Raw genomic sequence first — 26,863 nt, forward strand, 5'->3', positions numbered from 1 at the left:
TTTGATAAGTCGCCTTGATTTGAAATACATCTTAGCGTTCGAATCGAAGCAAAACTTACCATTTCATGACATCGCCAACATTCATTCCTCAAATTAATGATTCGACAAAAATCCCCTTTGCCTCTCTTATAGCAATAGCAAAAACACGCCCAATTCATCACTGTCACCAAATGGCCATTCATTAAATGCTGCGCCCCATAAGATGACTCCATCAGCGACACACACTCATTTCCAAAAGGTGCAGACTATGAAAAAGCTAATCACTAACGCGAACGTATTTAACGGTGTTGAGAGCAACTTAATCGAGAACGTATCGATCCTCATCGAAGATAACTTGATCACTCAGATTGGAGAGATTGACCCAACGATTGCCGATGAAACGATTGATGCTCAAGGTGGCACGGTCATGTCAGGCCTGATTGATGCGCACGTTCATATCACTTTATCTGCACCATTCAATGTCATTGATACCATGACGCGTGAAGAAGTGGCGATTCGCTCAGCAAAGATTTCTGAAGAGATGTTAATGCGTGGCTTTACCACCATTCGTGATGTAGCAGGTAACACGCTTGGCCTTAAAAACAGCATCGACAACGGCTATGCCACTGGCCCACGTATTCTGCCTTCAATGGCAGCTATCTCACAAACCTGTGGTCACTCCGATTACCGTCAAAACCAAGCACAAGAGCGTTTAGCAAACGGCCATGAAGACTCACCTATGAGGAAGCTTGGCGCAATGAAAGTGGCAGATGGTCGTTCAGAAGTCTTAAAAGCGGTTCGCGAACAGCTATTTATGGGCGCATCCCAAATCAAGATCATGGCGGGTGGTGGCGCATCTTCAACGTTTGATCCGCTAGACACATTGCAGTTCACATCTGAAGAGATGAAAGCTGCGGTTGATGCCGCTTCAGATTACGGCACTTATGTCGCTGCGCCGAGCCGCTGAAGCGGGCGTGATGTCTTTCGAACACGCCACCATCATGGACGACGACATTGCCGAGATAATTAAAGAGAAAGGCATTTGGGTGATTCCTTCTTACTTTACCTCTTCATTGATTGCAGAGCGTAAGATCCCACTACCAAACGAAGAGACATACCGCAAAACAGAACGCGTAGGTAAAGCCATGTTCAAGTCGGCAGAACTGATTAAGAAATACGATATCCAAAACATCGCCTTTGGTACCGACTGTGTGGGTGAAACCAACGTTCATACGACACAATTGAATGAACTTGGTGCGATTGAGCAAGTATTCGATACCATCACCGCGCTTCGCATGGCGACATCAAACTGTGGACGTTTGTTCGAGATGTCGACTTATCAACACCCGTACCAAGAAGGCAAACTTGGTCAAGTGGTTGAAGGCGCGTATGCCGACCTATTGATCATCGATGGCAACCCACTGGACAGTGTTGCTTGTGTGGCAAACACAGAGACACAAAAACTGATCATGAAAGACGGCAAGGTGTACAAAAACACGCTTTAGTGTTCAATATACTCACTAAGTAATGAAACCTCTCAGGCAAGCAAGCGAACTTTATAGTCGTTTGCTTGCCTTTTTATTAAGCGCTGTTTTATTGCTACTATTAAACTCAGGTTATTGATTTATGGATAAATCGGGGTGGGATAAGGATGAAATTAGAATGAAGCTATTACTTACTGCACGCTTAATCAGCACAGTGCTATTACTCAGTTCACTGCTGTCAGGGTGCGGTAACTTTAGAAATCTATCTAATGAGATACAAGCCATCGACTCCATAACCAATCAATACATGGTTACCTTGAATCAACATGCCTCCGGTTCTGCCGTGGTGATTGAACAAATCAAAGACATTAACAAAGGCGAGGTTGATGGCTACGATGGCATCATAGACAGTGACAGTATTCACTTACATGTATCGAATAACATCCACTACCTACTTATCTTTGAAGATAAGAATCAAGACCTTACCCTACAAGCCGATGAAGCTTTCAGTGTAATCAACCTACATGATCACCAAGACAGATCAACAATAGAAGTCTCACTAACGGTTAATGAGAGTGAAGCCCCAAGAGCGTTTGTTGATCGTTCACTATCTTCACTGTTGAAAATCGAATTGGATTTGATCGACATAGGCACAGTCGTGAGCTTGGAAGCTCCACCTTTTGACAGAAAAAATGGCAAACTCGGCATGTGGCAGCCGCTGACCTTTTTGCTCGAAGATAACGCTGGGCTCTACTTTCTGTCAGAGTTCGACCCAAACAAAATCCCGATCTTGTTTGTGCATGGCATCAACGCCACTGCGTTAGATTTTGCCCCACTGATTGAAAAAGTCGACCAATCTAAATATCAGATCTGGGTCTTTAACTATCCTTCAGGCTTGTCTCTGGCTTTGAACTCCAAAGGCCTGAATAACCTCATGCACACGGTGTTAACGGAATACAAAATCCAACAATTACATGTTGTGGCACATAGTATGGGCGGGCTTGTCGCCACCAACAGTCTTCGCCAGTGCCGTATTGGGCAGCTATGCGATTTTGTAAGCAGCGTAGCCACCATATCTTCGCCGTTTGGTGGTGTCGAGTCTGCTAAACAAGGGGTCGAGTACTCTCCCGTAGTAATGCCGGCATGGGTTGATTTAAATCCAGACGGGAAATTTATCGCTGACTTATTAATTGACAGCAGTAAGATTCACATTCCCCACTTTTTAGCCTTTGGTTATAACTCGGGCGACCTATTTAATACCAACAGCAACGATGGTGTGATCAATTTATCAAGCCAGTTATCACGACCGGCCCAATTGAATGCGGACCAAATTCGTGGTTACAACGAAAACCATCTGAGTATTTTAGATAATGATGATCTGTTTGAAGACCTGTCCAATTTTTGGTTAAGAGCAGAACAAGAAAATTGATCTACCTTTAGCCGCATAATCAGTTTTTGAGCCATGGGCGCCGCTCACCTTTAGAGTGCAGGCTCGCTAAAGCACTGCCCCCTGGCGCATTAGAGGACGTGGGTGAATCTACTTCAAGCATCTCTGACCCTTACGCAAGTGAGCGAATGTGGGGACACCCAAGCGAGCAAGTTTAAGGTAAATCAGATACGAAAAATGGAACGCTCAGGCGTTCCATTTTTTTGGATGAAGCGAAACTCGTGTCTGAGTTGAGAGCGTTGATATCGCGTGCGCTCGGTCTGATTTCAAATACCCTCCCCCTCTAACTCCCCCTCATGTTAAGTTCATCAACCCCTTTAGATCTGCGACCGAGGGGGAGAACCTTCTTTAGCGCTGAACGTACAGCTGCACATATCACGATCGGTATTCTGTTCCTCCCCTTTCCACGAACCACAATGGATCGAAGATGCTGATTAAGGGGAGGCTAGGAGAGGATTTAGTTTTGCAGATAAGGTGTCGCACCAAGAATTTCTGGAGCCTACTTACCAGTAGGTAAATCAGAATAATGTTAGCGTTCGCCTTTATATGGATAACAGCTCATCGCAAATTTCGAAACAGTCTTTTTGACTAATCCTACAGCCTGTTATGGGGCGCACGTAGTTCCTCCATTTACACTCTAAAGTTCATGTTCATTATCGAAATGTATTTGATTGTTATATGTCCCTAACATATTAGCTAAGCGCACCTTATATTGCTGTTTTTTGACTTGTAGTCCAACTTGCTCAAAATAATCATAGTCGAACGGAAAAATACCCAATTTCAGTATTTCACAACCTAGCTTAGTCACCTTGTAGACACTTAACTGAAGATCTATTGGTTCATCCTTCTCAATCAAGAGGATTTTTCCACCATACTGCATATTTTGTACATAACTTTCTTTTGCATATGTCCCTAGCGACCATGACAGACCGCCGACTTCAACACCACTGAGTATGCCTAGGTCTTCCATCTCTAGTAGGTAATCAAACTCTAAACCTTTGTTTTCTAAGTCTGGCAACTTGAATACTTTTTTATTTATTACAAAGGGAGCTAGTTTAGATATTTCCCTAGCTTCTGCTTGAGATAGATTTTTCAGGAACTCCAACGTTCGTAATGAATAAGAGCCTGGAGTAGCAACCTCGCCAGCTAAAGCCTTTGCCCACAAGCTTTGAAGGTCTTCATTTGATACCTTTTCAGCACTATCTCTCCAACGAGTGAACCAATCTTGGTCAATGGGTTCTTCATTCGATTCATACTCACTGTTCAAAAGATCATGCTCTGCCATTAAAATGGCTTTAGTTAGGTGGATTTCTTCTTGGATATCCTGAGCATACTTTCGAGTGACTTTTTGTTTCTCAAGTAATTCGAAGTTAATATATGGTTCAACCTTATCTTCTTTACACTCGATCAGAGGTACCCCACAAGCAGATTCGACTGTGATGAGCTTCCGATCTTCAGTGTATTTCTTCTTACCAGATTTGATATCTGCAACATCATTCTCAGTTTGAGCAATCATCAGCATTTCATCACGCTTAGCATCAATAAGTGCTTTGCCTGTTCTTCTTGTCTGCATTGGCTTGAGTGCACCGCTAGTCCCTTTGTCCACACTAGCCCAGAACTTCTCAATTAGCTTAGTTGGAAACATACCTATACCTTTGATTATGTTGGAGAAACCAAATCTTACCCAACATAATCATTACAGTAAATATGACTATTCACATAAATGATATCCTGTAGTGATAGAATGAACCTGGTCACTAACATAGAGGCCTTAAGATACCTGGTATGATCTTTTAAATACTAATGTAGAAAGTACTACTCGCTAATGTCACACCCAAAACAAAAAGGGATTGGTATCTCTACCAATCCCTTCCAAAGTTCTCTAATACTTACAAGCTCTCAATTGCCTTTTGAACTGCAGGGTCAATCTGACGCTTACGTGAGGTTACGCCTTCCAAAGTCAGCATGTCGCTTGTTGGTTCAGCATTGAACGCCGATTTGATGACTTGATAGTCACTTTCATCCACCCACAGTAGATTCGCTTCTTTGTTCTTCGTGTCTGTGATTGAGAAGAACAAATGGTCTAAGCCGTTCTCTTCTTTATAAGACTTCATCGCTGCCAAAAGCTCGTCTTTACGGTCAATCAGTTGTTGAGCGGTTAGCGTTTCAGCGACACCGATGCCCACATGTTTGCCGCCGTACTTAAAGTTTTTGTAATCCAGCGTCAGAATGGTTTCAGAAGAAAGGTGGCTAAGATCTGATTTAGCAATCAACATCTGTTGACCGAAGTCTTCTATGTCTGAAATGCCTGCGACCTTCGCCAACTTCTCTGCGTATTCACGATCGTGCTCAGTCGTGGTTGCAGATTGGAATACCACAGTGTCAGAAAGAATCGCACCCAAGCCGACACAAGCGAGGTGTTTAGGTAAGGTCACTTCGAGCTTTTCAGCGTTGTCAGCCAGTATAGTTGCAGCTGAACCCCAACCTCGGATATCCATCTCGACAATCTGTGGGGTGTTAATTGGAGAGCCACCAATCGCGTGATGATCAACCACAGCAACAATGGATGATTGATCGATGGTTGGCGCTAGTTGAGTCACTTGGTTGAAATCCACCAGCCCCACTCGATATGAAGAGTAATCTGTCTCTACGCGTGGTGATTCTGCATTACAGTAGTTCAAAATAAACGTCGATTCAGGATTGATAGGTTCAGGCACTGTCGCCGTACCACCATAAATATGAGCCGCGAGCATTGCAGACATGACTGTGTCGCTGTCTGGGCTAAGATGCCCGGTCCTACGAGGTCTTCACTATTTTCATTGGCAGCTTGTTGCAAGCTAAAAGCAAAACTTGCTGAACTGAAAGACATGATTACGGCGGCAACGACAGGTGTTAGCTTCACGGGTATTTCCTTATGTGGGGTTCGTTTTAGAACTCCATACGCTAGCCCTCAAAAATTTCAGAACCGTGTCAGCGATGTTTCAGATTTACTTCAATAAGTAACGAAATGTAATTCGCCTACCCCTACCTTTTCTAGCAAAATCATCAATCATTTTCGGATTAGCTCACCTTTTCATTATTTCACAATGAATTTTAATGAAGCTTGGTGAACTGACATTTAAGCCACTGAATTATTGATACATAAAAGATCCAATTCAAATTCTAAGAATTAAATAATCTAATTTAAAATTAACGATAGGAAGGTTCAAAAAAGGCTGCAAAGCAGCCTAATCAAGTAAGCATAAATATACTACTGTACATTCATAAAGATCGATGGTCAGTTCCTCCCCTTTCCATTGCTGGTAAGGGATCGGAGATGTAAACCAAGGGGAGGCTAGGAGGGGATTCTAGTGCTTGTACCTAAAGGTATTGCTGTCATCAATAATCTCGATTTCAACAGGCACAGTGCCTTGCTTAACATTGCCTATTTTTGCAAATGCTTTGTGCGAGAGGTCAATAACTCGGCCTTTTACGTAAGGGCCCCGGTCGTTAATTTTCACATCAACAGACTTGTTATTGTCTGTATTGGTCACTCTCACGATAGTCCCGAATGGCAAAGTTTTATGAGCCGCAGTATTCGCATTCATATTATACGTTTCACCACTTGCTGTGAGCTTTCCATGAAACTTATCGCCATACCAAGAAGCTTTACCAGTCAAAGCATGTGACTTGGCATATTCCTTTGTTTTAGAACTGCCGACCGCCGACGTTGAGGTGCATCCGGCTAATATCATAAGAATAAGAGCGGTAAAGATGATATGTAGTTTTTTCATGTAACTTGGGTGCGCTAATCTGTGCATTTTCTCTGTTTTCGTTGTGTTTTGGTTCGCCATACAATGCTGAGTATAGTCGCTGCTCAGCAAAGGCTACCATCCGGTATGAATGCACAATGTTTTCATGAAGTACGCTTTCTTCCGTCATATCCATGAAAGGTTTTATCTTAGAAACGTCAAATTTAACAACACCTTAAATCTGTATCTTTCTTAATCACTTGATGCAGGTAAGTCACCCAGCCAAACATCCAAATACAAAAAAAGGATTGGTATCTCTACCAATCCTCTTTAGGGGGTGTTTCGGTTTATCTACCTTATGGAAGGTAGTAACGCGATTACTCGTAGTCAGTCGCGTACGTGTCTTCGTATGTGTGCGAGTAGAATTCGAACAGGTTGCCAAACGGGTCTTCTAGGTAAACCATTTGTGCTTGTTTTAGTTCGTCTTCTGGGTGGTAAGGCATGATGTCCATACGAACCTTACCGCCAAACTCTTCAACACGCTTAATCGCTGAATGAAACTGCTCTTTTGGAAGTTGCAGACAGAAGTGGAAGATACCTAAGCGAGAGAAATCAACTTCGTGACGCTCTTCACGGTCAACCATTTCGAACATCTCAACACCGATACCATCAGATGTTACTAGGTGAGCAATGTTGAAACCTTTAAAGCCTTCACCAAATACTGCAATACACATGCGGCCGATTGCTGATTCGCGCTCTTCCATCACTTTAGTGTTGTTCATTACGATTCTTAGACCTAGCGCTTTTGTGTAAAACTCGACTGCTTTGTCCATGTCGCCAACCATGATGCCTACGTGATTCATTTTCATAACTTTCTCCAAATTCTCTTTAATTCTGTATTTTTCGAAGACTCGCTTCGGTGTTTCGTTTCGATGGAGAGAGTATATGGAGATACGACGATTAACTTAAATTATCATAATTTATATTAATGATAATTTTATGTTATTTACCAAGTTAAGTAAGATGCCAACACGTCACACAATAAGTTAAAGTTGAGAGCCACATATGTCATGTGGCTCTAGTTAAACATCCTTAGTTCAGCACGAAGAAGCCCGTTACGCTTTACTGGTCTGTACGACGTTCGAAATCTGCTTGGCTTTTGTTTCAGGCACCAAAGACATCAACCCGGTAGTCACAAGCGCGGCAATACCAGACATGGTTACAGGTGAGCCAAATATGCTTTGCACTAGCTTGGGCGCTTCTTTCAATAAATCCGGCACTAGCATCACCCCAAGCCCTAAGCCTAGTGAGATGGCAATCGTCATAATTCTGCGGCGATCCAGTTTTTCATTGGCGATGATTTTGATGCCCGCCGCAGCAACCGTACCGAACATCACTAATGTCGCCCCGCCCAATACTGGCTTTGGAATCGTCATTAAAACCGCACCTAAGATGGGAAATAACCCTAACAGAAAAAGAATCGCGGCAATGAAGTAGCCGATGTAGCGACTCGCGATCCCCGTAAAATGGATCACACCGTTGTTCTGGCTGAAAGTCGTGTTCGGAAAAGTATTGAATACCGCTGCGATGAGCGAGTTCACACCGTCACCTAGCACGCCAGCCTTGAGTCGATTGATGTATTTTGGCCCCTTAACTGGCTGCCCTGAGAACATACTGTTGGCGGTAAGGTCGCCCGTCGTTTCAATAACGGTAATCAAGTAAATAAAAGCGATAGGCAGGAAGGCTTGCCAATCAAAAGCGAAGCCATATTTAAATGGGACAGGAATACTCAATAGCGGTTGAGAAGCAAAAGAAACCATAGACGCTTTACCCATCAAAATGGCAACGCCCCAGCCAACTACCAACCCAACTAAAATCGACGACAGCCTAACCATATTATTGTTACTCAGGTTAAGCACGACTATGGTTCCGAGGACGATGGCACCCAACATCAGATTGCTTCCAGAGCCAAAATCTTCTGCGCCAACGCCACCAGCAATATCTGTGACGCCAACTTTAATCAAAGAGATGCCAATCGTCGTGATAACGATGCCAGTAACAACGGGCGTGATCACTACTTTGAGTTTTTCGATAAAGCGCGATAGGACGATTTCGACAAATGCACCAAAGAAGCAGACACCAAAAATGGTGGCGAGCATTTCATCCGGCCCACCTCCATTTGATTTAACAAGAAAACCCGCACCTAACACAGAACCTAAGAACGCAAAGCTGGTCCCTTGGACACAGATCATCCCTGCGCCAACTGGCCCTATTTTCCTAGCTTGTATAAAAGTGCCGACCCCAGACACCATCAGTGCCATGCTGATCAAATAAGGGATGTGTTCACCCAACCCTAAAACACCGCCAATAATGAGCGTTGGTGTGATAATGCCAACAAAGCTGGCTAATACATGCTGCAGCGCCGCGTAACTGGCTGCTTTAACTGATGGTCGATCGTCTAATCCGTAGATCAATTCACTGTTCTGTTCCATGTGACTTCCTTTATGTATTTTTTATTGTATACAATTTACATAAAGGCAATAGAGCAACATATATGCCAATGGTTTAACATCATACTTATCAATCAGTTAAGTTTTCAATCAGTCCAACGTGCACTATAGAGCAACAATGTCGGCTTGTTTTAGTGCAACCGATAGTTTATCCGATGTTCCCAAATTTAGCCCTACAGACACAAAAAAGGATTGGTATCGCTACCAATCCTCTTTAGGGGGTGTTTCGGTTTTTCTACCTATGGAAGGCAGTAACGCTATTACTCGTAATCAGTCGCGTAGGTGTCTTCGTATGTGTGCGAGTAAAATTCGAATAGGTTGCCAAACGGGTCTTCTAGATAAACCATTTGCGCTTGTTTTAGTTCGTCTTCTGGGTGGTAACGCATGATGTCCATACGAACCTTACCGCCAAACTCTTCAACGCGCTTAATAGCTGAATGAAACTGCTCTTTTGGAAGTTGCAGACAGAAGTGGAAGATGCCTAGACGAGAGAAGTCTACTTCGTGACGCTCTTGACGATCTTTCATTTCGAACAGCTCAACACCGATGCCATCAGATGTGACTAGGTGTGCAATGTTGAAGCCTTTGAAGCCTTCGCCAAATACTGCGATACACATACGGCCGATTGCTGATTCGCGCTCTTCCAAAACCTTAGTGTTGTTCATTACGATTCTTAGACCCAGAGCCTTAGTGTAAAACTCGACTGCTTTGTCCATGTCGCCAACCATGATGCCTACGTGATTCATTTTCATAACTTGCTCCAAATTCGTTTTTAATTCTGTGCGTTTCGAAGACTGGCTTCGATGTTTCGTTTCGATGAAGAGAGTATATGGAGATGTGACGATTAACTGAAATTATCATAAATTATATTAATGATAATTTTTTGTTATTTACAGATTGGTATAACAACTCAACTCAACTCGCGTAAAGAAACCGTACTTCCCCTTACCTACATAGATACTGAACCAAATACTGCTTACCTAAATAGAGAACAACCTAAAAAGCATAGCTACTCAAATTGGGGTTGCTGATGTTTGATGGCTTTTGTTAATCGTTTTTGTTGATAGCTTTTACCGATAGTCCTTTCCTTTCGAAGATAGGATTCGCCTATTGAATCTATAGAAATGTCCGATTTCACTAATTTTCGGTGGCAATGCAATATATCTACATCGACGCGGGATAGCGTTAAACACTATAAATTAGAAAGAGAGTCAAATCATGATCAACACAGAAATCAAACCATTCAACGCAACAGCATTCAAAAACGGCGAATTCGTAGAAATCACTGAGCAAGACGTTAAAGGCAAGTGGGCTGTATTCTTCTTCTACCCAGCAGACTTCACGTTTGTATGTCCAACTGAGCTAGTTGACCTACAAGACAAATACGCAGAGCTTCAATCTCGCGGCGTAGAAGTTTACTCAGTATCAACTGACACTCACTTCTCTCACAAAGCATGGCACGATACTTCTGACAAAATCGGCACTATCGAATACTTCATGGTAGGCGACCAAACTGGCAACATCACAAATAACTTCAACGTTATGCGTGAAGGTCAAGGCCTTGCAGACCGTGCAACGTTCCTAATCGACCCTGAAGGCGTTATCCAAGCAATGGAAATCACAGCTGAAGGCATCGGCCGTGACGCAGAAGACCTACTACGCAAGGTTAAAGCAGCACAATACGTAGCCGCTAACCCAGGTGAAGTTTGCCCAGCTAAATGGAAAGAAGGCGAAGAGACTCTAGCTCCATCTCTAGACCTAGTAGGCAAGATTTAATCTAAGACTAGCTAACAAGAATAGCTAAACGGTTCTACAGGCGCGCTTCGGCCCCCCTCCTAAAGGGCAGTCGCGCGCCACCCTTTCAAAACATCAACACCACAATATTTGCCGACTTGCGCCCCCTTTTTATTTTCCTTTTTCAGCAAGAAGGTATTGGTCAATACCAAGACACAGAATTTAAGAGCAGGCACGATTATGTTAGATCAAGCAATGAAGCAGCAGCTAAAAGCATACCTAGAAAACCTAAAAACCAATGTTCAGTTAGTGCTTAGCCTGGATGGCAGCGACACCGCGAACAAACTTCAAGATCTGGCGAATGACATCTCGTCTTTAACCGATAAAATTGAAGTGACTCGCGATGACAGCGCAAGCACTCGCAGCCCTATCATGCAGGTCGTGAACCAAGAGAAAGGCACCGCGATCGGTTTTGCCGGTTTGCCAATGGGTCACGAATTTACGTCACTGGTTCTAGCACTGCTTCATAGTGGTGGTCACCCTATCAAGCTTGAAGCGGACGTAATCGAGCAAATTAAAGAACTCGATCAAGAGCTTAATGTAGAGATTTTTATCTCGCTCTCATGCCAAAACTGTCCAGAAGTGGTTCAAGCCTTCAATATGATGTCGGCGATTAATCCTCTGGTTAAGACAACGATGATCGACGGCGCAGCATTCCAAGATGAAGTGAAGTCTCGCGACATCATGGCAGTACCAAGTGTATTCGTTAATGGTGAGCTATTTGGTCAAGGCCGTATGTCACTGGCTGAAATCCTTAACAAGGTTGATTCAGGCGCAGCGGAAAAGAAAGCAGCAAACCTAAACCAACAAGCACCGTTTGATGTATTGGTTGTCGGCGGCGGCCCTGCAGGTTCTTCAGCGGCAATTTATGCTGCACGTAAAGGCATTCGTACTGGTGTGGTTGCTGACCGATTCGGCGGCCAAGTGATGGACACCATGGCGATTGAGAACTTTATCTCAGTAAAAGCGACAACTGGCCCTAAATTAGTGGCAAGCCTTGAAGAGCACGTAAAAGAGTACGGTGTTGAAGTAATGACTGAGCAGCGCGCTGCAAACATCATTGCGGCAGAAGACACTGAAGACGGTTACATCCACGTTGAGCTAGAGAGCGGCGCAACACTACGAGCTCGCACGGTTATCACAAGTACCGGTGCTCGCTGGCGTGAAATGAACGTTCCGGGCGAGCAAGAGTACCGCAACAAAGGTGTTGCTTACTGCCCACACTGTGACGGTCCATTGTTCAAAGGCAAAAAAACAGCGGTTATCGGTGGCGGTAACTCAGGTATTGAAGCGGCTATCGACCTAGCAGGTATCGTGGAACACGTAACTGTGCTTGAGTTTGCGGACACACTGCGCGCTGACCAAGTACTTATCGACAAAGCGAACGCAACGCCAAACATCGAAATCATCAAGATGGCTCAAACCACACAGGTATTGGGTGATGGAACTCGCGTAACTGGTCTGGAATACAAAGACCGCAACACCGATGAACTTAAACAGATCGAACTCGCAGGTATCTTTGTACAAATCGGCCTGATGCCAAACAGCGAATGGTTGAAAGGTTCAAAGGTAGAGCTTTCACCACGCGGTGAAATTGAAATTAACGCTCATGGCGCAACATCTATGAAAGGTGTGTTCGCAGCGGGTGACGTGACAACCGTACCTTACAAACAGATCATCATTGCGATGGGTGAAGGTGCGAAAGCAAGCTTAGGTGCATTTGACCACCTAATCCGTAACTCAGCTCCAGTTAAAGAGGCTGAAACCACTTAACCTTTACACTGAAAAGCTTAAAGCTTTTAACTCAAGTTCCTTAAATATTTGTTAACTTAATTCTTTACTGTTAACGACTTAGTCGACATTTAGACGCCACTCCTATGGATTTAGGAGTGGTTTTTTTCTTTGTGATTTATGCAGGTTGATAAAGCATGAAGGCAACCACCATCGCTAAGCTTCCACCCAAGCAACGGTTCACAAACATCATCTGTTTTGGTGATTGCAGCAACTTTTTAAGCATGGTGCCGCAATACGCCCACACCAACATGCACGGCACACCAGTAATCACCATGCCCGCGATAATGGTCACGACTTGAATCAAGTAATCGGCATTCGGAGTAATGAACTGTGAAAACACGGTTAATGACGCTATCCAACCTTTAGGGTTTAACACCTGCACCAACACACCCGACACAAAGCCTGAACGATTGTCGGTGGTGCTTTCTTCGATCTGCATGTTCGCAATCGACCACGCCATGAACAGCAAATAAGCCGCACCCGCGTATTTCAAAATGCTGTATAGCTCTGGGTAAAGGGTAAATAGGCTCACCAAACCGACACTAGAACCCGCCAATACGATGATGATGCCAACAGCGTTCCCAGAGATAAAAGGTAAAGTCGCAGCAAATCCATAACGACTTGAAATCCCAAGTAATGCGATATTGCCAGCCCCAGGGGTAATTGCAATTGATGTTGAAAATAGCAAGAACGCCAGCATTAATTGAGAGCTCATTTCCTCTCACTCCTAATAAGTAAAGTATTTATAGGGGGAGAGTTTACAGATTCGACTAGGAATTAAATTGCTATATAGGCTAATATTAATCCAAATTTGAGCAAGATTTTTCTAAAATAGCCATGAAACAGAAAGAATCCACCAAAGAAGTGTTAGATGACACAGATATCGCCATCTTAGAGCATATCCAGCAAGACGGACGCATGAGCAACAGCAAGCTCGCAGAGAAGGTCAACCTCAGCGAAACCCCATGCTGGCGTCGTTGGAAACGCATGGAGGAAACTGGCTATATCGATGGTTACGCCGCTAAGCTGAATCGTAAGAAATTAGGCTTTCATGTGGCTGGTTTTACCCTTGTAACACTAGGCAATCATGAAGTTGAAAACACAGAACCGTTCGAAGAGTTTGTCGCGGTAACCGATTGGATTCCAATGTGTCACTGCATTGCAGGCGGCGCCGATTACATGGTGCAAGTGTTGGCGAAAGATTTAGAAGAGTACTTTGAGCGTATTAGCTCGATCAGACGAGTCAAAGGCGTGAGTGCGATTCAGTCGAACATCTCAGTAAAAGAGTTGAAAAACAGCTATCAGCTTCCTCTTGAGGACTAGTTCACTTCTTCTGATAGCCTTTTTCTTTTAGCAAAACAAAAGCCCAACACCCTAGGTTTCTAAAACTTAGGGGCTGAGCTTTGTTTATTTAGGTTCTGGAAGTGAGTGTACGCTAATTCCCCACACCACCGGTATTGTCTGGCTGAGTTTCTGGCGTCTTAGGTGGCCACTCTTTGAAGGTCGCTAGGTGTTGCTGTACCGCCGCTTGAGCAGGGCCAAATGCCCACATCTTCTGCCCCATCCATTTCAAGTACATACCCGACTCTTCAGCTGCTCGCTCGTAAGGATCACGACGCAGGTTGAACAGCAATGGCGCGTTAAGTTCTTCTTTCGGGCCACTCCAACCGTGATTCTGAACCACGAAATGCGCTTTCCAATCACCAACACGAACCGCTTGCAGCTTGTCTCGTTCGTAGTAGTAGATCTCTTTACGGTTTGACTCGCCTTTCTCAGTCAGCATATCCACTTGGTTGTAACCATCAAGGTGCGCTTTAAAGCCATCGTGACCTTTCAGCAGTTTTTCTTTTAGATCCGTTGGACCACCAGCCGCAGCGACCAGAGTGGGTAACCAGTCCATACCATCAAAGATGCCATTGCCTACAGTACCCGCAGGGATTTTACCCGGCCAGCTAACCAGAGCAGGGGCTCTTACGCCACCTTCCCAAGTTGTGCCTTTCTCACCGTGATAAGGTGTCATGCCGCCATCAGGCCAAGTCATGATCTCAGGGCCGTTATCGGCAGTGAAAATGATGATGGTGTTGTCGGCAATACCGAGTTCTTCCATCTTCGCCATCATCTCACCGACGTGATCATCAAGATCTTTCATGACCACTTCTTGAAGGCCCCAACCGTTTTGGCCGAGCATCGCTTCGTATTCAGGTGAAAGGTGCGTCCAAACGTGACCGCGTGATGGACAGTACCAAGTGAAAAATGGCTTATCCGCTTCAACCGCCCTTTCGATGAAGTTGATCGCGTGCTTATTTACTTCATCATCTAGTGTGCGCATACGCTCGATAGTTAGCGCGCCATCGTCTTCAATGGTTTGTCCGCCTTTGCCATCGGATTTCGCGTAAATCACATTGCGAGGCGCAAAAGCATCCAACGAACCGTCTTTTGGCCAGTCTGGATCTTCGGTGTATTCCATCGCATTCAGGTGATACAACCAGCCCCAATACTCATCGAAGCCGTGCATTGTTGGTAAGAATTCATCACGGTCACCCAAGTGGTTTTTACCAAACTGACCAGTCACGTAACCCATGGTTTTGAGAATTTCTGGTAGTGTTGGCGTATCCGCATGCAGCCCAACAGGCCCACCCGGTAAGCCCACCGTATGCATACCCGTTCGCACTGGTAACTGCCCCGTTAAGAATGCAGAGCGCCCGGCCGTACACGATGGCTGCGCATAATAATCTGTGAGTAGCATGCCCTTTTCAGCAATACTATCGATGTTTGGTGTTTCACTACTCATCACACCATTGTGATAAGCACTCAGGTTTGAGATCCCAATATCATCCGTGAAGATAACAAAAATATTCGGTTGCTCTTGTGCTGACCATGCCGATAGCGAAAAGCTACTCAACACACTCATCACAACAAGGTGGAAAATCCTTTTCATAGAATGTCCTTATACTGTTTCAGATTGCTCTTTATGAATCATTTTTAAACCAACTAAACCAAAGCCCAACTCCAATATTAGATAAACAAAAAGTAGCCAATGCGGCATGCCATCCACCACCAAACTGATGACTCGTCCGGCAGCTAAACCCAACATGAATACCACCAAACTATAGAGCGCTGGCAGTCGATACTTTTTGAACAGTGCGCCAAACACCCAAAACAACGCCAGAGCCAAATAAAGCCCCATCACTGCACGAAAGATATGAGTAACGTTGATGGGTGTGGCGTCGATACCAAATAGATAGTCAAGAGAGACTACGGGGGCATAACCATAAGACAGTGCAATAGGTGTTAAACCTAAAACTGCAACGAACAAGAAAATACTCTGTGGCTTCATACCCTAACTCTTTTAACTTGGCTCATTTCAAAAAACATAGTCTACAATCAGCAATATACAAGTTGCATATATGAAAATTGCCCCCCGCAAGGCACATTCATAAACTTGCTACTTCACACAAAAGATAAGGATATCGATATGGCTAAATGGCGTTACCTAATCGCATCAGTATTAATGGCTAGTTCAACCGTAAGTGCGCAAGAAGCAAGTACACCGATGGATACAAAAAAGTGGCAACATAGTTTCGAAATCTACGCGCTCGCACTCAATATTCGTGGAGACAGCACCATTGGTAATTTGTCAGCAGATGTTGATGTTGATCCTTCATTCATCATGGATCATCTTGATATGACCGCAATGGTGCGTTTAGAGGGTGACTATGACAATCAATGGGGCTATTACATTGACTACAGCTTCATGAAACTAAGCGGAAAAACAAACTCGGTATTAGGATCCAACGCAGAGTTATTAAGAGGCAACCTTGATATCCGACAAGGTGTTTTAGATGTGAAGGGTTTTAAGCGCTACCAATACGATTTTGGCACGATTGATTATCTGTTTGGGCTTCGTTGGTGGGATAACGACATTGATACCAAGCTTTACGGTTCAGGTGGTAGGTTAAGTGTCGACCGATCACTTGATGAAGATTGGGTTGACTACCAAGTAGGTGTGAGATGGATAACGCAGATCAATAAGGATTGGAAGTTTCACGCAACCATTGATGCAGGGCTTGGTAGTGACACCAACTTTACCTCATCTCTGTTAACTGGCGTGCGATACCAGATAAACAGTTGGTCTGACTTAAATGTTGCCTACAAATCGACCTGGGTTGATTACGAAAACAAGGGGACCTTTGAATACGATACCGCATCGCAAGGGTTCCTGATTGGTTGGGCTGCTCATTTCTAGTCAAACAATAAGAGGTAAGCCTGATATCGTTAGGCTTACCTGACAATGTCAATCTTTCAAGAGTTAATGCCGGTTTTAACTAACGAACAAGCAAAACTACCCATCAACGACCTAGTTATTCACAGTGTTTGGAACTACGCACTCTTTCTTCATGATAGTTAAGCCGGCCTCGAGAGTTTCTGTCCAAGCTTGTTCGACGCTTTCATCGTAGTGAGGGTCATATTTTTTAACTGTATTGAGTAACGAATTGAACCACTCGTTGAGCTCAATCTCGGAAATATCCAGCCCTAGGTCTTTATGCCTTTTACCCAATTTCTTTACTGAGTTACGCACGCTTGGTAGACCAGCAGAGTTATAGATAAGAATGATCGAGGCTTTAAGCATCTTGGTTTGATGCTCTAATCCTATCTTTTCAAAACGTTCTGAAAATCTTGGATTATGCTCGCAAAAATCCGCCAAAAACGTTTCGAGAAATTCTTGGTCAATCCGGCAGCGCTCAAAACTTTCATAAAACAGTTCGTTCGGTTTCATCTAGCCAGTCCTTTGCAAAATTTTGAGTTATCGGGAAGCTAACAAGTCCAGAGCCGTAACTTAGCCAACTCCGAACCATCAATATGATCTAAGTATACGCCACTGTGGCATAAAATGAACGATGGCATAACGTAAACTACGGCATAAAGTGCGTTGCACAGATCTTGTTTCCATCAGGATCTCGCAAATAAGCCATGTACAAGCGACGCTCGTCAGAACCTCTCGCTCCGGGACCATTTTCAATGCTGGTACCGCCATTTTCGACGCCAACTCGATGCCACTCATCTACAACTTCAGGAGAAGGCGCAAGAAAACCCACCGTCATGCCGTTGCCGTGCGTTGCTGGCTGACCATCAATCGGTTTGGTTAAGCCCAACACACCCGTTTGGCTAACGTAAACACAGCGCCCTTTAGGATCCACAGAGCCTTCGCTATAACCAAGCACTTTCATGATTGGGTCATAAAAAGCCTTTGCGCGTTCAATATCTTCGGTACCGAGAAAAACATGGCTGAACATAACTAACCTCTTCTTTTATTGAAAGAACCACCTAAACTAGACCTATAATTCGTGTTTGTCTAGGCACGCTATTCGTCGCAACTGTTGCTTAACCCATTGAGCAAACACCTGAAACTTAGTTCGCTGCTCCATGCCTTTCGGGAACTCAGTTAGTCTGATCAACGATCCGTTGTGCGCCCTGCCCTTGGTCATGCAGAATATCTTCAGGGTTCAACAAGTGGCATTTCTGCATACTCAAACACCCGCAACCGATACAGCCTGTTAAGTTTTCTTGTAGCGATTTAATCTGCGCCATTTTGCTATCAAGTTGACCCTGCCACTTCTTAGCAACGCGCTCCCAATCTCGCTTAGTCGCGGTATGGTTCATCGGCAGTGTCGATAACTCTTCGGTGATCTCTTCCAGCGTGAAGCCAATCGACTGTGCGACTTGTATCAAAGCAATTCTTCTCAACATCGCCGACTGATAACGGCGCTGATTTCCGTTAGTACGAATTGAAGCAATCAACCCCTTGGTTTCGTAAAAGCGTAAGGCCGAAGGAGCCACGCCACTGCGCTCAGCCAACTGGCCTATGGTGAGGTATACGATGTTTCTCATGATCTTTCACTTCCTGTTTGAATAGCCGTTTCTTCCTGATAATAACCAGTATAATAGAGTTCACTTTAACTTAAAGTTTGCGTTCAAACTTAGGTTTGGGCTAGATTACAAAATACGCGCAACAAAGCAACCTAACGTATTGATTTTTTTGAGCTATGATTTTGTTCGCTGATTGCCATACATGTCGTCAAACCCGGGAATGCCTTGCTCCCACACAGGTTTATCTTCACCGACAATGGTTTTCAATGTATCAATGAAGAGCTTGGTTTTTATGGGTGCATCTCGATGTGGGTACACCGCATAGAAAGTGCCAAAATCATCCAAGTTTAAGTGAGTCATAATAGGCACTAACTCTCCACTGAGCACTTCATCTTCAATCATCTGCGCCGTGACAACCGCGAGAGTACTGCCAGTTAGCGCGCTCTTGGAAATCATCTCAACGTCATTCACTTTATAAGCGGCATTAAGCTGGAAATGCTGCGCTTGCCCCTCTTGATCGACATAAGAAAACTTATCAATCAACAAACCCGGAGCGGCATAGATAGTCGCAGGTAATGACTCTAACTTTTCGATGGTGTTGATCTCGCCATGCTGAGCAATGAACTCAGGTGAAGCGACAATCAGCAATCGACTTCTGGCTATCTTACGGCTGATTAGGCTGGAGTTTTTGGGCTTACCAATACGGAAACCAATATCAAACCCTTCTTTAACCATATCGACGATTCGGTCTTCGAGTCTCAATTCAAAATCAACATCTGGATACTGCTTCTGGAAAACCGCAATCGCCTGCTGAACATATTGTCGACCGAACATGGTCGAGCTGGTGATTCTTAATAACCCTCGAGGCTCTGCATGATAATTTTGCGCCAAGCGTCGAGTATCGTTCAACAGTGCACGAAGCTGATGCGCTTGATTGACCATCTCATTGCCTGCAGCTGTCAGAGATAACGAACGAGTGGTTCGATTGAGTAACCGAACATCCAGCTCTTCTTCAAGACGGCTGATCTGTTTAGAGATAACGGAACGGTCGACGTTTCTTTGCTCCGCCACTTTGACAAACGAACCCAGCTCAACCACTTCAAGTAACAATAATAAACGACTCGATATATCCATAACGCCCTTTGTTGCATTTAAGGCACCAATCAAGTGCCAATATGACTATTTTTCTCATCTTATTACAAATCTATAGTAGCTGCACATAACGGAGACAACATTCAGTCCCGACCTAATAGAGGAACACCCCATGACACTACTATCTGTGACTAACCAAAATGGCATCGCAACAGTATCGATCAACAACCCACCAGTGAACGTGCTGACTTTCGACTTGATCAACGAGATCAATGCCTTTGTACTTTCATTGAAAGATGATCGTGATACTAAGGTTGTGGTCTTCAAATCATTACATGAGAGCTTCTTTCTGGCTCACCTAGATCTCAATGTGATCAACGGTACACAAGGTGGACAAGCTGGTTCGATTGAATTCAACCACATGATTGAGAACATTAAAGCGATGAAACAAGTCTCTGTCGCGGTAGTTGATGGCGTAGCTCGTGGGGGCGGTAATGAATTTGTGATGGCGTGTGACCTTGCTTACGGCACTGAAAACTCGGCGTTCGCACAACCAGAAATTCATGTAAACATCCCAACGGGTGGCCAAGGCGCAGTTCAATTTGCAAGACGCATGGGCAAAAACAAAGCGCTACAAGCTTTGCTGCTTGGTAACGATTTTACGGCTCAACAAGCAGAAGAGCGTAACATCATCACGCAGTTTGTACCGAAGGCAGAGCTAGAGGGTTTCTTAGCAGCGACACTCGGTGTAATCAGCCAATTAGAAGTACGTGATATCGTGATGTACAAAGAGATCATCGCTGCCTCAATCAAAGATGAGCAAGCGGGCGCTGAACTAGAACTTCGTTACTTCTTAGAGCGCGCAAAAGAGCAGAAAACCGCAGCAATTATCGGTGCGTTTCTAAAACACGGTGGTCAAACTGAGCGTGAAGCGAAAGACATTCAAGGTATCTTCGTTGACACCGCAGCAGAGTTATCACAATAGACAATGACGCAATTAAATGGCCATCGCTTGATGGCCATTTATGTATGTATCTACTTATTTATCTATTTATCTGTGCACCGATGTAGTAATTCTCTCACTCACTGAAGCAGTTAGATCTGACTCATGATCGATTTCAGGCTCTCGGCCATTTCGGCATTGATGATCTCACCCGTTTCTACATTAAAGTTGTCGTAGAAACTTGGTACCGACATCGAGCCCTTCACATCAGCATCAAAGTAAGGTGCAGAATGTACCGCAGACGACAACACAGAGCTTGCGCCACCTGGGCCTAGTGATGTGGAGAGCATCACAACAGGTTTGCCTTGGTACACTTTCATGTCGATTCGTGATGTCCAATCAAACACATTCTTAAAGGCTGCGGTGTATGAACCGTTGTACTCTGCAAAAGAGATGACCACAGCATCTGCTTCGCCAATCTTGCTAAAAAAGCGCTGCGCGTGTTGATGAACGCCAGACTCTTTTTCTCTGTCTTCACTATAAATAGGCATCTCGAAATCATTAAGATCGAGCACCTCTACTTGTGCGCCCTCAACTAAGCTTGCGGTGTACGCTGCCAATTGTTGGTTAATCGATGCTTTACTGTTGGTCGCGCCAATCGCTAATACTTTCATTGTTGATCCTTGTTCATTTTTCTCACCTTTATGCACTCATGACTTCAATTACGGAGCTCAAAATTCATAACTGAAGATTCGTAACGTCTGTTTGATAACATCAAAACCTGCACTAGGCGACAAGGTGATAGATTGTGTTTTTAGATTGGGGATGATGATAAAACCTCAAGTTAACTTGAGGTAAAGCGATATTTTCAAAATATAGGAAATAGTTTAAAAACACTTATAAAGCAGTTGATTATGAAAGGTTTAACATAGGTTGGCATTACACAGGAAAAAGTCAGCACACCCAAAATACATTGAGTGTGCTTTATCGAAGTATTATTTACTTAAAGTGATTTAATGGACAGACACCAGAGTAAGCGACACCGGATAGCTCGGCCATTTCGCGATTCCATGTAGCCAAATCGTGAGGATTAAACTGATTCAAATGGTCATGACCGCACGCTCTCGCCATCACTTGCATCAATTCAGTCGAGGCTTCGAAGAAGTTCTTCAATTGATTCGAGGCCTTTTCGACATTTAAGCGTTGGCGTAAATCGGCTTTTTGAGTCGCGATACCCGCAGGGCAATTATTGGTGTTACACATTCGGGCGGCAACACACCCTATCGACTGCATGGCACTGTTTGAGATAGCGATACCATCAGCACCAAGCGCCATCGCTTTTACGAAATCCATCGGCACGCGCAAGCCGCCCGTGATGATCAATGTGACTCTGTCACTGACCCCTTGTTTATCGAGATACGCTCTAGCGCGAGCGAGTGCTGGAATAGTGGGAACACTGATATGGTCACGGAACATTTCTGGCGCCGCCCCTGTACCGCCACCACGCCCATCTAAGATGATGTAATCGGCACTGGCATCAAGCGCGAACTGAATGTCTTCTTCGATGTGATTGGCACTTAACTTAAAGCCAATCGGGATACCGCCTGTCACCTCTCGAACACGGTCGGCGAACTTTTTAAAATCCTCGACCGTGTTAAGGTCGACAAAGGTGGGTGGAGAAATCGCTGCCGTGCCCGCTTCAATGCCACGCACCTCCGCGATCTTGCCTATGTTCTTCGCGCCCGGTAAGTGCCCGCCCGTTCCGGTTTTGGCACCCTGCCCGCCTTTAAAGTGGAAGGCTTGAACGTTTTTGAGCTTAGCTTCATCGTAACCAAACTGAGCACTGGCTAATTCATAAAAGTAGCGAGAGTTCGCCGCTTGCTCCTCGGGTAACATACCGCCTTCACCGGAGCAGATACCCGTCCCTGCGAGTTCGGCACCTTTCGCCAATGAGACTTTTGCTTCTTCAGATAGCGAGCCAAAACTCATATCAGACACAAACAAAGAGATGTCCAATTTGAGTGGCTTCTTCGCTTTGGGGCCAATAATCAGTTCAGTTCCAACGGGCACATTCTCCAGCAAAGGCTTGGTGGCCATTTGCGCGACCATCACTTGAATATCGTCCCAGTGAGGCAATAGATGTCTTGGAACGCCCATGGAGGTCATTGGCCCATGATGTCCAACCTTGGATAAACCATCACGCGCCAGTTGATGAATAAACTCGACGGTAGGTTCTTCTTTGGTTGCGCTCGCAGCTGGCGACAAATCTGGCGCAGCCGCTTGAATGTGAACCTCCGGGCCTTCTTGCCCAACTTGTTCCGCTGTGAACTGTTTATGAGTGCCATCGCAGAAAGGAAGGTTGTTGGAATACTTACAGCGACAAAGGTAGGCGTCTCCGCTCTCTTCGGCGACAAAGCTTTTCGGTTTGAACCCCGTACCAGCATGAGAACCGTCACAAAACGGTTGGTTTTTCGATTTCCCACAGGTACAGAAGTAATACTCCTCCCCTTCTGTTAGCTCCACTTTGACTGGCTTGGTATCCGCTATCACTGGATTCTTCATAGTTCGCTCACCTTTTCTTTCTTATGATTTGATGACTGAAGCGATGACTTGCTCACAAGAGTAAAGTAAAGGTGAGATACGCGGCTAATTCAATAAACGGATGAAGTAAAGCGACTCCAGTCGAAAGCCTGAATCACCATCAAACCGATAGCCATCGTGCTGATATTCATATCTTGGTTTTATGCCTCAACAATATCTATTCTGTCTAAATAATGGAAAACCACTTTTAAAGACCAACACCAAGGCTCTCATCATTAACTCAAGTTTTAAGTTTGTAGGGTTAGATCAGACAAACTGAAATTTTGTTATATAAAAATTGAGCTAGAATTATCTCAGCTTCCAAAGGTAAGCCAGAAATACAAACGGCAGTACGACAATTAATTTCAGCTGAAATAGGTAAACACTTTAACCTTTCCAGCAACAAAGAGAGAAATCATGAAAGAATCATTCAAGAAAGGCCGCATAAGCGGACTTGTTAGTATCGCATTGTGCCTAGGTGCGTCAGGTGCTTTTGCCGCGGATTACGACCTAGTTATCGAGAATGGACGAGTGATGGACCCTGAAAGCATGCTGGATGCTGTATTAAACGTCGGGATCAAAGATGGTCAAATCATCAAAATCACGGCAGAAAAACTCGACGGTGATGAGACAATCGATGCAACAAATCAAGTGGTTGCCCCAGGTTTCATTGATACCCATTTTCACTCGCTAGATGGTTTATCTATCAAGCTTGCAGCCCTAGATGGTGTAACATCTGGTATGGATCTGGAAGTCGGTGCGATTCGCGTCGGTGAGTGGTATGAAGAAAAAGCGGGTAAATGGCCACTGAACTACGGTACTGGTGTCAGCCACGAAGGAGCTCGTCTTCAAATCCTAGATCCTGAAGTGAAAATTACAGGCCCACATGATGCAACTACGATTCTTGGCTCGCTTCGAACTGAAGCGGCTAAAGACGGTGTGAGTGGCTGGTCTGAGACCAAAGCTGATATCGAGCAGATGAACCAAATCCTTTCTGTTCTTGATCAAGGCTTTGCAGAAGGTGCATTGAACCTAGCTTCAACAACCGCTTATATGAAAGATGGTTTGACGGCATTTGAGATGTACGAGTCCATGAAAGTCGCAGCAAACTGGGACCGATTTGTATCATCACATACCCGTTTTCACGCTAACCCTTCAAATCCAGAAGCACAGCTGGGTTTTGACGAAATCTTTACCAATGCGATGCTTCTCGACTTACCATTTTTGATGCTCCACAACAACGACTTCGGTTGGTGGGAAGTAGAAGAAAAGCTAAAGCTTGCACGAGAGAAAGGCTTAGTGATGTGGTCTGAATACTATCCATATGATGCGGCATCCACTGCGATTGGTTCATCTTTCCTTGTACCGGAGTCTGTGGAAGGGATGTACAACGCGAAGTATGAAGAAATGATGTACGACCCAACACGCGATAAATTTCTGACCAAAGAAGAGTATCTGGTCATTGCCGCTGAAGAACCGGGTCACTTGGTGGTTCTGTTTAGCCCTGCACGTAAAGATTGGATGAAATACTGGCTACAAATTCCAAACATGACCGTTGCAGCAGATTCTATCTATTCAGGTTTAGGTACTGATTCTTGGGATGCCGATCCAACAGAATATCAAGGTCACCCTCGAACTGCGGGTACTCGAGGCAAAGTATTACGTATGGCACGTGAAGAAGGCGTACCATTGTTATTCACACTTGCTCAAACGTCTTACTGGGCAGCAAAGCATCTAGGTGATGCGGGTGTTGAATCAATGAAAGTTCGTGGTCGTATGCAAGAAGGCATGGTTGCGGATATCACCATTTTCGACCCAGAAAACGTAACCGATAATGCGACTTACAAAGCCAAAGAACAAGGCAATCCAACAACCGGTATTTCTTATGTCATCGTAAATGGTGAGCAAGTGGTTAAAGAAGCTGAGTTCCAAAAAGTATGGGCAGGCCAACCCATTCGTAACACACCATCGGATGAATCGCGATTTGAAGGATTGAGCAAAGAAAAGTTCTTGGAAAACCTAACAGTACCAACGATTTCTATCGATGACTCGGGTGCCTCTGGCAATCCGCAACTATAGAAAAAAGTGAGGTAATCATGATCAAAAAGGCTATATGTGCATTGCTACTCACGGGTTCGTTTTCAGGAACGACAAGTGCAACTAGCATCGATGATATGGGATTTGATGTGTCTAGTTTTAAACAAACAGGACAACAAATATCTGTCAAAGAACCGAAAGCGCCAACGTTAGTTCAGGAGAGTAAACTGGCCTCATATGTAAGCGAAGTCGGCGTAGATGTCGCCAATTTGTCTCAGGTGCAAGTTGATGATTTGATCGGAAGTTATGACCAATTGCCATCAGCGATCTTTTGTGATGAACATCAAGAGTTCGAGATTCAGATATCAAGGACGAATATCTGGCAAAGAACGAAACTGATGAAGTTACGACAAGCGATTGGAGACGATCTACCTAACGCGCACTAATATGCCCTCATAACAGCCAGTGATTTTTACTGGCTGTTTTTTCATCTAATAAACCCAAGTTAGAAGTATTCATCATAAACGTGTTGGATGTATTCATTAGCAGCAGTAACGATAGATTCCCTTATCCCTTCAATATGTAAAGAATGTGGGCTCCATAAAGAAATGGGAACCTCTAAACCTTTTTTAATCTCAGTAGGCTTGAGCTCAACTAAATTCTGCTGCACAAATTCAGAGTAAATAACAGAGCGAGGAAGTAACGCCCAACCTAAGTCTAGCCGAACCAATTGGATCACAAGCGCAAGTTGGTCAACAAGCTCATAGTTAGCAGAAAGGGTGACTTTATCTGCCATCCCTTCATCGATTAATGATTTCAAGATTAACTGCTTAGATATTTTTAACTTAGAGAACAGTTCGTTTGGTGGCGTTTTACTCAGTTCACTGCCTTTACTTGCGAATGGGAGCAGCGTAAGGGTTTCTAGGTAAACCGCGTGAAAGCTATTCATCGCCCTACTCTCATGAGTATTCAAAAAACCGAAGTGCAGTGTCCCATCTTCAATCCCCTGCTCAATCTCCTTTTTATTCATGACCAGCATATTGACTCGACAACCTGGAAAGTCTTTTTGTAATTGCATTCTGATATCAGCCAAAATGAGCTGTGGCATAAAGCTTAGATAACCGATATTGATGGTTTCTGGTTCGCCTTGGGAGATGTTGAGCGCTATTTTATCAAAGGCTTTTAGCTGCTCAACGGCTTGCTTGGCATAGCGGTAAAGTAATTTACCTTCTTGTGTTGCTTCAACACTGCGACCTTTGCGCTCAAAGAGTGCGACATCAAGAATATCCTCTAAATTGACAACAACTTGCCCGATGGTACTACGGTGTTTATCTAGCTTAGCGGCAGCCTTGCTAAAAGATTTTTGCTCGTAAACCGTCACAAAGGTGGAGAGTTGCTCGAGGCTGAAATTCATAGATGACTCCAATATTCAAATAATGCTTTATTACTTTCAAATCAATCACTTTGACGTGGTGAGTATAGACAGAACATACATAGGTTACGACTTCCACCTCAAAAAAACCAACAAGGTTCAAATAGTTTGTCTGATCACGTCAGACAATAGCAATTCTGAGTTTCCATTAAACGTTTATATCATTCCGGCT

23 protein-coding genes and 2 pseudogenes are annotated in these 26,863 nt (G+C 44.3%); 9 read left to right on the top strand and 16 right to left on the bottom strand.

The genetic code is table 11. From position 1 onward, the window contains the following. The first annotated feature begins 247 nt into the window (after positions 1-247). Both AB4138_RS02070 and AB4138_RS02075 read left to right on the top strand, forming a co-directional pair. A pseudogene (locus tag AB4138_RS02070) lies at positions 248-1,484 on the top strand (amidohydrolase family protein). 157 nt (positions 1,485-1,641) lie between these two features. After that, positions 1,642-2,892 (top strand): lipase family alpha/beta hydrolase, encoded by a 1,251-nt coding sequence (locus AB4138_RS02075; RefSeq protein WP_372304838.1) that lies wholly within the window; start codon positions 1,642-1,644, stop codon positions 2,890-2,892. A gap of 655 nt (positions 2,893-3,547) precedes the next feature. Here the strand turns inward: AB4138_RS02075 and AB4138_RS02080 are convergent. The 6 genes and pseudogenes from AB4138_RS02080 to AB4138_RS02105 all read right to left on the bottom strand — a co-directional run bounded on the left by AB4138_RS02080 (position 3,548) and on the right by AB4138_RS02105 (position 9,903). Continuing rightward, on the bottom strand, positions 3,548-4,555 hold the full coding sequence (locus tag AB4138_RS02080) for a DUF2806 domain-containing protein (protein WP_372304841.1): 1,008 nt from the start codon (positions 4,553-4,555) through the stop codon (positions 3,548-3,550). 244 nt (positions 4,556-4,799) lie between these two features. Further along, positions 4,800-5,812: pseudogene (locus AB4138_RS02085) on the bottom strand (manganese-dependent inorganic pyrophosphatase). A gap of 445 nt (positions 5,813-6,257) precedes the next feature. Then, positions 6,258-6,710, bottom strand: a complete 453-nt coding sequence (locus tag AB4138_RS02090) for a septal ring lytic transglycosylase RlpA family protein (RefSeq protein ID WP_372089981.1) — start codon at positions 6,708-6,710, stop codon at positions 6,258-6,260. Positions 6,711-7,018: 308 nt separating this feature from the next. Then, complete coding sequence (locus tag AB4138_RS02095; protein WP_372304844.1) at positions 7,019-7,510, bottom strand: VOC family protein; 492 nt, start codon at positions 7,508-7,510, stop codon at positions 7,019-7,021. A 246-nt stretch (positions 7,511-7,756) separates the two neighbouring features. Next, positions 7,757-9,133: a uracil-xanthine permease family protein gene (locus tag AB4138_RS02100; RefSeq protein WP_372304847.1), complete on the bottom strand. Its 1,377-nt coding sequence runs from the start codon at positions 9,131-9,133 to the stop codon at positions 7,757-7,759. Between the two features lie 278 nt (positions 9,134-9,411). After that, positions 9,412-9,903 carry a VOC family protein gene (locus AB4138_RS02105; RefSeq protein WP_017065982.1) on the bottom strand — a complete coding sequence of 164 codons (492 nt, stop codon included), beginning with the start codon at positions 9,901-9,903 and terminating at the stop codon, positions 9,412-9,414. Between the two features lie 466 nt (positions 9,904-10,369). On the opposite strand from AB4138_RS02105, the gene ahpC reads away from it, so the two are divergent. Beyond that, a complete protein-coding gene (gene ahpC, locus AB4138_RS02110) occupies positions 10,370-10,927 on the top strand; it encodes an alkyl hydroperoxide reductase subunit C (protein ID WP_016798107.1) in 558 nt (185 codons plus the stop codon). 198 nt (positions 10,928-11,125) lie between these two features. Next, the gene (gene ahpF, locus AB4138_RS02115) at positions 11,126-12,718 is read left to right on the top strand and encodes an alkyl hydroperoxide reductase subunit F (RefSeq protein ID WP_372304850.1); all 1,593 of its coding nucleotides are present in this window, start codon (positions 11,126-11,128) and stop codon (positions 12,716-12,718) included. 136 nt (positions 12,719-12,854) lie between these two features. Here ahpF and AB4138_RS02120 read toward each other — a convergent pair whose 3' ends face one another. After that, on the bottom strand, positions 12,855-13,454 hold the full coding sequence (locus AB4138_RS02120; RefSeq protein ID WP_017071831.1) for a LysE family translocator: 600 nt from the start codon (positions 13,452-13,454) through the stop codon (positions 12,855-12,857). A 122-nt stretch (positions 13,455-13,576) separates the two neighbouring features. Between AB4138_RS02120 and AB4138_RS02125 the strand changes: the two genes are divergently transcribed. Further along, on the top strand, positions 13,577-14,062 hold the full coding sequence (locus AB4138_RS02125; protein WP_102320540.1) for an Lrp/AsnC family transcriptional regulator: 486 nt from the start codon (positions 13,577-13,579) through the stop codon (positions 14,060-14,062). 112 nt (positions 14,063-14,174) lie between these two features. Here AB4138_RS02125 and AB4138_RS02130 read toward each other — a convergent pair whose 3' ends face one another. Both AB4138_RS02130 and AB4138_RS02135 read right to left on the bottom strand, forming a co-directional pair. Beyond that, positions 14,175-15,677, bottom strand: a complete 1,503-nt coding sequence (locus AB4138_RS02130) for an arylsulfatase (protein ID WP_372304853.1) — start codon at positions 15,675-15,677, stop codon at positions 14,175-14,177. Between the two features lie 9 nt (positions 15,678-15,686). Continuing rightward, positions 15,687-16,076 (bottom strand): DUF4345 domain-containing protein, encoded by a 390-nt coding sequence (locus AB4138_RS02135; protein WP_017071827.1) that lies wholly within the window; start codon positions 16,074-16,076, stop codon positions 15,687-15,689. A 138-nt stretch (positions 16,077-16,214) separates the two neighbouring features. Between AB4138_RS02135 and AB4138_RS02140 the strand changes: the two genes are divergently transcribed. After that, positions 16,215-16,985 (top strand): DUF481 domain-containing protein, encoded by a 771-nt coding sequence (locus AB4138_RS02140; protein ID WP_102320542.1) that lies wholly within the window; start codon positions 16,215-16,217, stop codon positions 16,983-16,985. Positions 16,986-17,096: 111 nt separating this feature from the next. Here the strand turns inward: AB4138_RS02140 and AB4138_RS02145 are convergent, their stop codons facing one another. From AB4138_RS02145 to AB4138_RS02160, 4 genes are all read right to left on the bottom strand, one after another. After that, positions 17,097-17,516, bottom strand: a complete 420-nt coding sequence (locus tag AB4138_RS02145; RefSeq protein WP_102320543.1) for a globin — start codon at positions 17,514-17,516, stop codon at positions 17,097-17,099. 136 nt (positions 17,517-17,652) lie between these two features. Continuing rightward, positions 17,653-18,033, bottom strand: coding sequence for a VOC family protein (locus AB4138_RS02150; protein WP_017071825.1), 381 nt, complete (start codon positions 18,031-18,033; stop codon positions 17,653-17,655). A gap of 145 nt (positions 18,034-18,178) precedes the next feature. Then, entirely contained in the window at positions 18,179-18,628 is a 450-nt protein-coding gene (gene soxR, locus AB4138_RS02155; protein ID WP_102320544.1) for a redox-sensitive transcriptional activator SoxR, read from the bottom strand. Positions 18,629-18,781: 153 nt separating this feature from the next. After that, positions 18,782-19,741, bottom strand: a complete 960-nt coding sequence (locus AB4138_RS02160) for a LysR family transcriptional regulator (protein WP_012604456.1) — start codon at positions 19,739-19,741, stop codon at positions 18,782-18,784. A 130-nt stretch (positions 19,742-19,871) separates the two neighbouring features. On the opposite strand from AB4138_RS02160, the gene AB4138_RS02165 reads away from it, so the two are divergent. Next, entirely contained in the window at positions 19,872-20,684 is an 813-nt protein-coding gene (locus tag AB4138_RS02165; RefSeq protein WP_136975921.1) for an enoyl-CoA hydratase/isomerase family protein, read from the top strand. Positions 20,685-20,794: 110 nt separating this feature from the next. Here AB4138_RS02165 and AB4138_RS02170 read toward each other — a convergent pair whose 3' ends face one another. Next, the gene (locus tag AB4138_RS02170) at positions 20,795-21,316 is read right to left on the bottom strand and encodes an NADPH-dependent FMN reductase (protein ID WP_372304857.1); all 522 of its coding nucleotides are present in this window, start codon (positions 21,314-21,316) and stop codon (positions 20,795-20,797) included. A 325-nt stretch (positions 21,317-21,641) separates the two neighbouring features. Further along, positions 21,642-23,204 (bottom strand): glutamate synthase-related protein, encoded by a 1,563-nt coding sequence (locus tag AB4138_RS02175; protein ID WP_372304860.1) that lies wholly within the window; start codon positions 23,202-23,204, stop codon positions 21,642-21,644. 435 nt (positions 23,205-23,639) lie between these two features. On the opposite strand from AB4138_RS02175, the gene AB4138_RS02180 reads away from it, so the two are divergent. Together AB4138_RS02180 and AB4138_RS02185 are read left to right on the top strand one after the other, a co-directional pair. Further along, positions 23,640-25,301, top strand: a complete 1,662-nt coding sequence (locus tag AB4138_RS02180) for an amidohydrolase family protein (RefSeq protein WP_372304863.1) — start codon at positions 23,640-23,642, stop codon at positions 25,299-25,301. Between the two features lie 17 nt (positions 25,302-25,318). Next, positions 25,319-25,705, top strand: coding sequence for a hypothetical protein (locus AB4138_RS02185; RefSeq protein ID WP_017071821.1), 387 nt, complete (start codon positions 25,319-25,321; stop codon positions 25,703-25,705). A gap of 59 nt (positions 25,706-25,764) precedes the next feature. On the opposite strand, the gene AB4138_RS02190 is transcribed toward AB4138_RS02185, so the two are convergent. Next, the gene (locus AB4138_RS02190) at positions 25,765-26,673 is read right to left on the bottom strand and encodes a LysR family transcriptional regulator (protein ID WP_017039121.1); all 909 of its coding nucleotides are present in this window, start codon (positions 26,671-26,673) and stop codon (positions 25,765-25,767) included. Positions 26,674-26,863: the final 190 nt, after the last annotated feature.

It is taken from the genome of Vibrio sp. 10N.286.52.C3 (assembly GCF_041468865.1).
Taxonomy (GTDB): domain Bacteria; phylum Pseudomonadota; class Gammaproteobacteria; order Enterobacterales; family Vibrionaceae; genus Vibrio; species Vibrio crassostreae_C.